This is a genomic window from Candidatus Frackibacter sp. WG13 (assembly GCF_900114655.1).
In the GTDB taxonomy this organism is placed as follows: Bacteria; Bacillota; Halanaerobiia; order Halobacteroidales; family Acetohalobiaceae; genus Frackibacter.
On record NZ_FOTT01000025.1, the window covers coordinates 41,351 to 47,616 of the forward strand.

The 6,266-nt window shown below is 34.3% G+C and carries 6 protein-coding genes and 1 pseudogene; 5 read left to right on the forward strand and 2 right to left on the reverse strand.

Features of this window, described 5'->3' with window-relative positions; genetic code table 11:
• The first annotated feature begins 6 nt into the window (after positions 1–6).
• From BM077_RS11775 to BM077_RS11790, 4 genes are read left to right on the forward strand one after another with little or no spacing between them, the layout of a single operon-like run.
• Positions 7–1,458: an alkaline phosphatase family protein gene (locus BM077_RS11775; RefSeq protein WP_089750533.1), complete on the forward strand. Its 1,452-nt coding sequence runs from the start codon at positions 7–9 to the stop codon at positions 1,456–1,458.
• 53 nt (positions 1,459–1,511) lie between these two features.
• Positions 1,512–2,267, forward strand: coding sequence for a glycosyltransferase family 2 protein (locus BM077_RS11780; protein WP_089750600.1), 756 nt, complete (start codon positions 1,512–1,514; stop codon positions 2,265–2,267).
• Between the two features lie 52 nt (positions 2,268–2,319).
• Entirely contained in the window at positions 2,320–2,952 is a 633-nt protein-coding gene (locus BM077_RS11785) for a hypothetical protein (protein ID WP_089750531.1), read from the forward strand.
• A gap of 12 nt (positions 2,953–2,964) precedes the next feature.
• Complete coding sequence (locus tag BM077_RS11790) at positions 2,965–4,059, forward strand: hypothetical protein (protein WP_089750529.1); 1,095 nt, start codon at positions 2,965–2,967, stop codon at positions 4,057–4,059.
• A gap of 137 nt (positions 4,060–4,196) precedes the next feature.
• Here BM077_RS11790 and pdxT read toward each other — a convergent pair whose 3' ends face one another.
• Complete coding sequence (gene pdxT, locus BM077_RS11795; protein ID WP_089750527.1) at positions 4,197–4,781, reverse strand: pyridoxal 5'-phosphate synthase glutaminase subunit PdxT; 585 nt, start codon at positions 4,779–4,781, stop codon at positions 4,197–4,199.
• Between the two features lie 22 nt (positions 4,782–4,803).
• Complete coding sequence (pdxS, locus tag BM077_RS11800) at positions 4,804–5,682, reverse strand: pyridoxal 5'-phosphate synthase lyase subunit PdxS (protein ID WP_089750525.1); 879 nt, start codon at positions 5,680–5,682, stop codon at positions 4,804–4,806.
• Positions 5,683–6,034: 352 nt separating this feature from the next.
• On the opposite strand from pdxS, the pseudogene BM077_RS11805 reads away from it, so the two are divergent.
• A pseudogene (locus BM077_RS11805) lies at positions 6,035–6,266 on the forward strand (IS110 family transposase); the annotation flags it as partial.

Consider the following 6,266-nt stretch of genomic DNA (forward strand, 5'->3'; position numbering starts at 1 on the left):
GATATGATGAAAGAAGCATCACAATTTGAAGTTTGGGCAGCTAGATGTTGGAATCTATTAAATGAAGGGAAATCATTTTATACTATCTTTTCAATCGCTATATTCTTAATGTATCATGTAAAGGCTTGGGGGAGCATAGGATTTTGGAAGGCTGCGTTATTTTCTGTAATTTTGAATTTGCCATTATTGATTACTTATATTCGTTATGACTTTCCGCTTCACTTACGTAGTTTTTTATGGTTACCAGTTTTAATCTTTATAACTACTTTAAACTATTGGAATTGGAATTTGGTCTTATTTGATTTGGGAATTTATTTATTCTTTACAGTTATTTTTTGGGGTACAATCTATTATCACTTAAGAATTGGTACTACTTTAACTAACTTTACTCGCTTTTGGAAATTAGTTTTAGAACATAGTGACTCTACTAGTGGGAACTTTCAAGAACAAGTGCCTAAGACTATAGTTACATTATTAAGTTTAAACTATCTATATTTGAACTTAACAGGAGAGATACAAGCGTCAGAACTATTGAATAATTATAGTTTCTTTTTTATTGGGACAATCTTATTAGCAGTCATAGTACATAAGAGTTTGTTCAATTGGAAGCCAGAGCAGTATCAAGAATTAACTAATAATGTCGAAGTTAAGGAGAAGATTACTGACCGAGTTATTATGATTATCATTGATGGCTGTCGTAAGGATAAATTAGCTGAAGCTGACACTCCTTTTATTGATCAACTACTAAAAAAAGGAACCGAGTATACTCAGATGGAGACGATTTATCCTGCTAGAACAGTAACCTGCTTTTCTTCGTTATTTACTGGAACTTATCCTTGGGAGCATGGGATCAAAAGTAATCTAGTCTTAGATTTAGGAATTAAGACTGAGAGCATCTTTGATAAGTTAAGAGAAAAAGATAAGAAAGGTAAGTTATTAGGAATTGCTCATTTAATTGATGCTTTTGGTGAGGAAGATGTAGAAGCAATAACAGCAGTAATGGATAATGATGAGGCAGATGCTAATATAATTAGGCGGGCTAAAAAGATTATGAAGCAAGAAGATCCTGAATTATTAATTACACAGCTAATTAGTGTTGATCAGACAGGTCATAGCCGTGGTCCTCATTACTCTGAATATCTCGAAAAGATTGAAGAAGCTGACAGACATATTGAAGGTTTTGTAAAATGGTTAACAGCAGAAGGCTATATGGATGACACTACCCTAATTATTGCTGCTGATCATGGGCAAAGTCGGGGTATTGGTGCACATGGTCATTTAGATGAGGGCGAAAGGTATGTACCTCTTATTATTCAGGGGCCACAAGTTAAGCAAGGTTACAAAGTTACTGATAGACATAGTATTGTATCAGTTGCTCCAACGATTAGCTATTTATTAGGAGTAAATTATCCAAATGCTTCGCGAGGACCAGTTCTGATTGAAGCATTTAAAGAATAGTGAAGAATTGTTAATTATACAAGATCCTTAATTATTAATTGGTTGCAAGGAGGATAAAGATGAAAAAAGTAATGATAATTATCCCGGCATTAAATGAAGAAGAGGCTATTGGGAAGGTAATAGCAAAGGTTCCACGAAACCAGGTTGAAGGAGTCAAATTTGAAGTATTAGTTATCGATGATGGGTCAACTGATAGAACTATAGAGGTAGCAAAAGAACATGGAGCTGACTACATTATTTCTCATGCTGACAACTGGGGCTTAGGAGCTACAATCCGCCAGGGATTAGAATGGGCTTATGAACAAGGAGCAGATATCGGAGTCATGATTGATTCTGATAATGAGTATCCTGCTGATGAAATTGATAATTTAATTAATCCTATTTTAAAAGATAAAGCCGATTATGTTCTTGGCTCTAGGTTTATGAAAAAGGTTAGAGGGATGACAGTAATGAGAAGGCTAGGCAATTATGTATTTACTTTATTACAATCTATTTTGTTAGGCAGATGGATTACTGATGGTCAGACTGGAATGAGAGCTTTTAGCCGAGAAGTTATGAGAGATTTTCGTATCATTCATGATTATAATTATGCCCAGGTGATTACATTGAATATTTTGAGACAAGGATATAGATTAGGACAAGTTCCAATCAATTATTCTGTAAGAGAAACAGGAGACTCTTTTATTAAATTTAGAGAATATATGACGCAAGTTCTTCCAGCTATTTGGGAAGAGATGACTAATAGTCCTGAAGAAAATATTAAGATTATTAGAAAGGAGGGGTTATCAACGAGTGTACGAGTATGTTAGGATTAATTTTTAACTATTTAAATATTAGTGACTAAATAAAGGAGCTGATAAGATGTTAAAAAATAAGAAAGTATTAAGTAGCTTTGTGATGGTACTGGCTTTGGTGGTAGCATTCTCAGGGGTTAGCTTTGCCTATTCTTATGGATCTAGTGTGAAAGAACCAATGGCTGAGGCTTATAAAGATGTAGTATTTAATCTAAATAAGTCTCCACAGAATTGGGATAAAGTAGCTGAAAAAGTTGGAGAGGTAAAGGATAAATTAGAGTATTTAACTAAAGAACTAAATGAGATTAATAATCAAAGTCAGTTTTTGGCTGATTATGCAACTGAAATTGAAGAAGCTATTGCAAGAAAAGATAAAGAGGCTGTTATTTATAATTTTCAATTAGCTTTAGCAGGTAATATTGAAAGAAGATTAGAATCTGCTGAAAAAGAGATTAATGAATATAAGACAGCTAAAACCTTAATCAAGAAGGCTAAAGCCTTTTATGAAGCGTTAGAAATAGTTGTTAAAGCTGATTCTCAGGAGGCTAATGAAAGAGCTGAGAAAGCATTAACAAGAGCATTAAGTTCTTTAGGGAATCCAGGAGCGTTTGGATTTGGAGCACAACCACCTAAAGTAGAAGAATATAAAGAACATAAGAATACAGTTATTAATGTATTAGAAGATGTTATTATTAAATAGGAGGTCTAGAAAATGAATAAGAATTTAAGTAAATTAATAACGGTTTTGGTATTATTTTCAGTGATAGTTCTAGGAACTAGCAGTGTTTTTGCTGCTTATCTACCACTTAAGACTGATGTGTCAAAACAGCAAGCAAGAATAGATGCTTATAAAGAGATTAATCGACTAAGACATAAAGAAGAGATTGACTTTGATAAGATTGAAAATATCTATACTGATGTCTTACAAGGCACAGTACAGGCTAGAGACGAAGAGTTTGGTACAACTATGGATCAGTATATTCAAGCTGCCTTTTATGGGGTAGAAAATGGTCAAGACCCTGCTTTAGCCGCACAGATTGTTGATAAGACCTTGAAGAGAGCTTTTTACTTATCAGTAAAGCATGAGTTAGACGAAGCCATTAAAGAGTTTGCTAATAAAGAAGAAGCTCATCATAAGTTAGACGAAGCTGTTGTTTATTATGAAGCAATTGCAGGAACAGCTAAGAAGCGTTCTGAAGATTTACATGAAGGTATTTTATCCGGGCTAAAGAGTGCTCGAAGAGCAATTGAAAATGATAAATTAATTGATCTAAAGATAGCAGATCAGATTATAGGTAAGACGATCATTAAAGTATTCTATGCTTCGGTTTTACATGAAGCAGAAGAGGTTGAAGAATATATAGCTGAAAATCCTGCAAAAGCTAAAGTTAAGCAGATGGAAGGATTAGTTTATTATCAGACTATTAAAGGGAAAGTTAAGCCTAACAATAAGATAGGTCATATTATAGTAGGAGATATGTTAAGTGGAGATATTAGTGAATTTGATTATGATGTTATCTTAGAAGAAATAAGTCGAGGTTTTGTTGGTAAGCCTCTAGGTTACTTAGAAGAAGTTAAAGAGAACTGGGGTACTGATAAAGCGCTAGTTGAAGCATGGGAAGCTCTAGTATACTATAATGTCTTTGCAGAAGACGTGGAAGCAAGACTAGGCGTTGAAGCTGGAGAAGAACTATTAACTAATCTACGTTCATATGTAGGTGCTGTAAAGCAAGAAGACCGAGCTAAAGTAGATGCTTTAGAAAAGAAGATTAAGAAGACACTTAGAGAGTATATTAGCAAATTATAAGAAGTTGTTACAGAAGGTTGTCTGGAATATTTTCAGGCAACCTTTTTTGAGAGCAATTTGAATTTTTTAGAAAGATTAAAAACCCCTAAAGTAGATGAAGTTTAAAGAATCTACCTAGGGGTTTTGTTATTGAAATTTTAATCAATATTCTGCCTTACTTTCTCTACAAAATATCGATGCATTGTTAAATCTTGGTCTAATTCAGGATGAAAGGAAGTAACTAAGAGATTATTCTGTTCTGCAGCTACAATTTTATCATCTAATTTCAATAATACTTCAACATTAGCCCTTACTTCACTAATATAAGGAGCTCGAATAAAGACTAAAGGTATTTTTTGTTTAGCAATTTTAGGGATTACTGCTTCGGTCTTAAAGCTGGCTAATTGGTTACCATAACCATTGCGTTTAACGGTAATATCCATTAAATTAAGATGGCTATTATCTTGTCCCTTAATCTCCTTTGCCATCAGAATCATACCGGCACAAGTCCCCCAAATTGGAAGTCCTTGCTTGGCTAATTCAATAATAGGTTCTTTAATTTTAAAGATATTAAGTAACTTATTAAGAGTTGTACTTTCGCCACCAGGTAAGATTAAACCATCTAAATCTGCAAACTCTTCTTTTTTCTTAACTGGTAGAGGAGTGATTTTTGGAATTTGGTTTAATAAATCCAAATGTTCCTCAACTCCTCCTTGTAACGATAAAACTCCAATTTTAATCATGTCTAAACCACCTTTGTAGAGATTACCAGCCGCGATCAGCTAATTTTTCATTATCAGGTAAAGTGCTGATATTAATTCCGACCATTGCCTCGCCGATATTTTCGGATACTTCAGTAATGATTTGTGGGTCATCATAGTGAGCAGTAGCTTTAACAATTGCATCAGCTCGTTTAGCAGGACTACCAGATTTAAAGATTCCTGAACCAACAAAGACACCATCACAGCCTAACTGCATCATAAGAGCTGCATCAGCAGGAGTAGCAACTCCACCGGCTGCAAAGTTAACTACAGGCAATCTTCCGTTTTCTGCTACATACTTGATTAATTCAAAAGGTGCTCTATGTTCTTTAGCAGCAGCCATTAATTCTTCACTATCTAGAGTAGTTAACTGTCTCATTTCTGCATTTATAGTTCGCATATGGCGGACTGCTTCAACGACATTACCGGTACCAGCTTCTCCTTTAGTTCTGATCATACTGGCTCCTTCACCAATACGGCGTAAAGCTTCTGCTAGGCTAGTAGCTCCGCAGACAAAAGGAACCTCAAATTTAGTCTTATCAATATGGTTATCCTCATCAGCAGGAGTTAGAACTTCGCTTTCATCTATGTAATCAACACCTAGAGCTTCTAAGACTTGAGCTTCAACAAAATGACCGATTCGTGCTTTAGCCATCACAGGAATAGAGACAGCTTCAATAATTCCTTTAATCATTGCTGGGTCTGAAGCGCGAGATACACCACCTTGCTTACGTATATCTGCTGGAACTCTTTCTAAAGCCATCACAGCAACGGCTCCCGCTTCCTCAGCAATCTTTGCTTCTTTAGGATTTGTCACATCCATAATGACTCCGCCTTTTAACATCTGGGCTAAATTCTTATTTAGTTCATATCTTTCATTCATATTAAGCATCTCCTTTACATTAATTTTAATTTAAGATATAATAATTGTATGGGTGCAATCGTCTAATAAGTACTATTGTACCCATTGATTATTATATAAAAACTGAAATGTATTGTCAAGAGGGGTACACTGAATAATTATAATTCATAATGCACCGTTACAATTCTAAGTTTGCATTAATTGTTACTACTATAATATTAATTTTTAACTAAATATTATGTGTTGTTAAGTATATTAAGGAGCATTCCTGTAATGAATAAATATCAGGGTCGACAAAAAAATACCCCCTTGGTATAATACGGAGTATCAGAGGTCGAGTCTGATCTCTAAAAAAACCAAGGAGGTATCTAATATGTATTATACTCAAAATGACAAGATAAAGCAAGTAAAAAATTCAACATTAGTAGTGGGAGTAGACATAGCAAAAAACAAACACGCAGCAAGAGCATTTAATTATCGAGGTATCGAATATGATAAGGCAATATTCTTTCTAAACACAGAAGAAGGTTTTAAAAAATTTCTACACTGGATTAAGAAAATAAGTGAGAAAGAAAATAAAACTGATGTAATTGTGGGAATGGAGC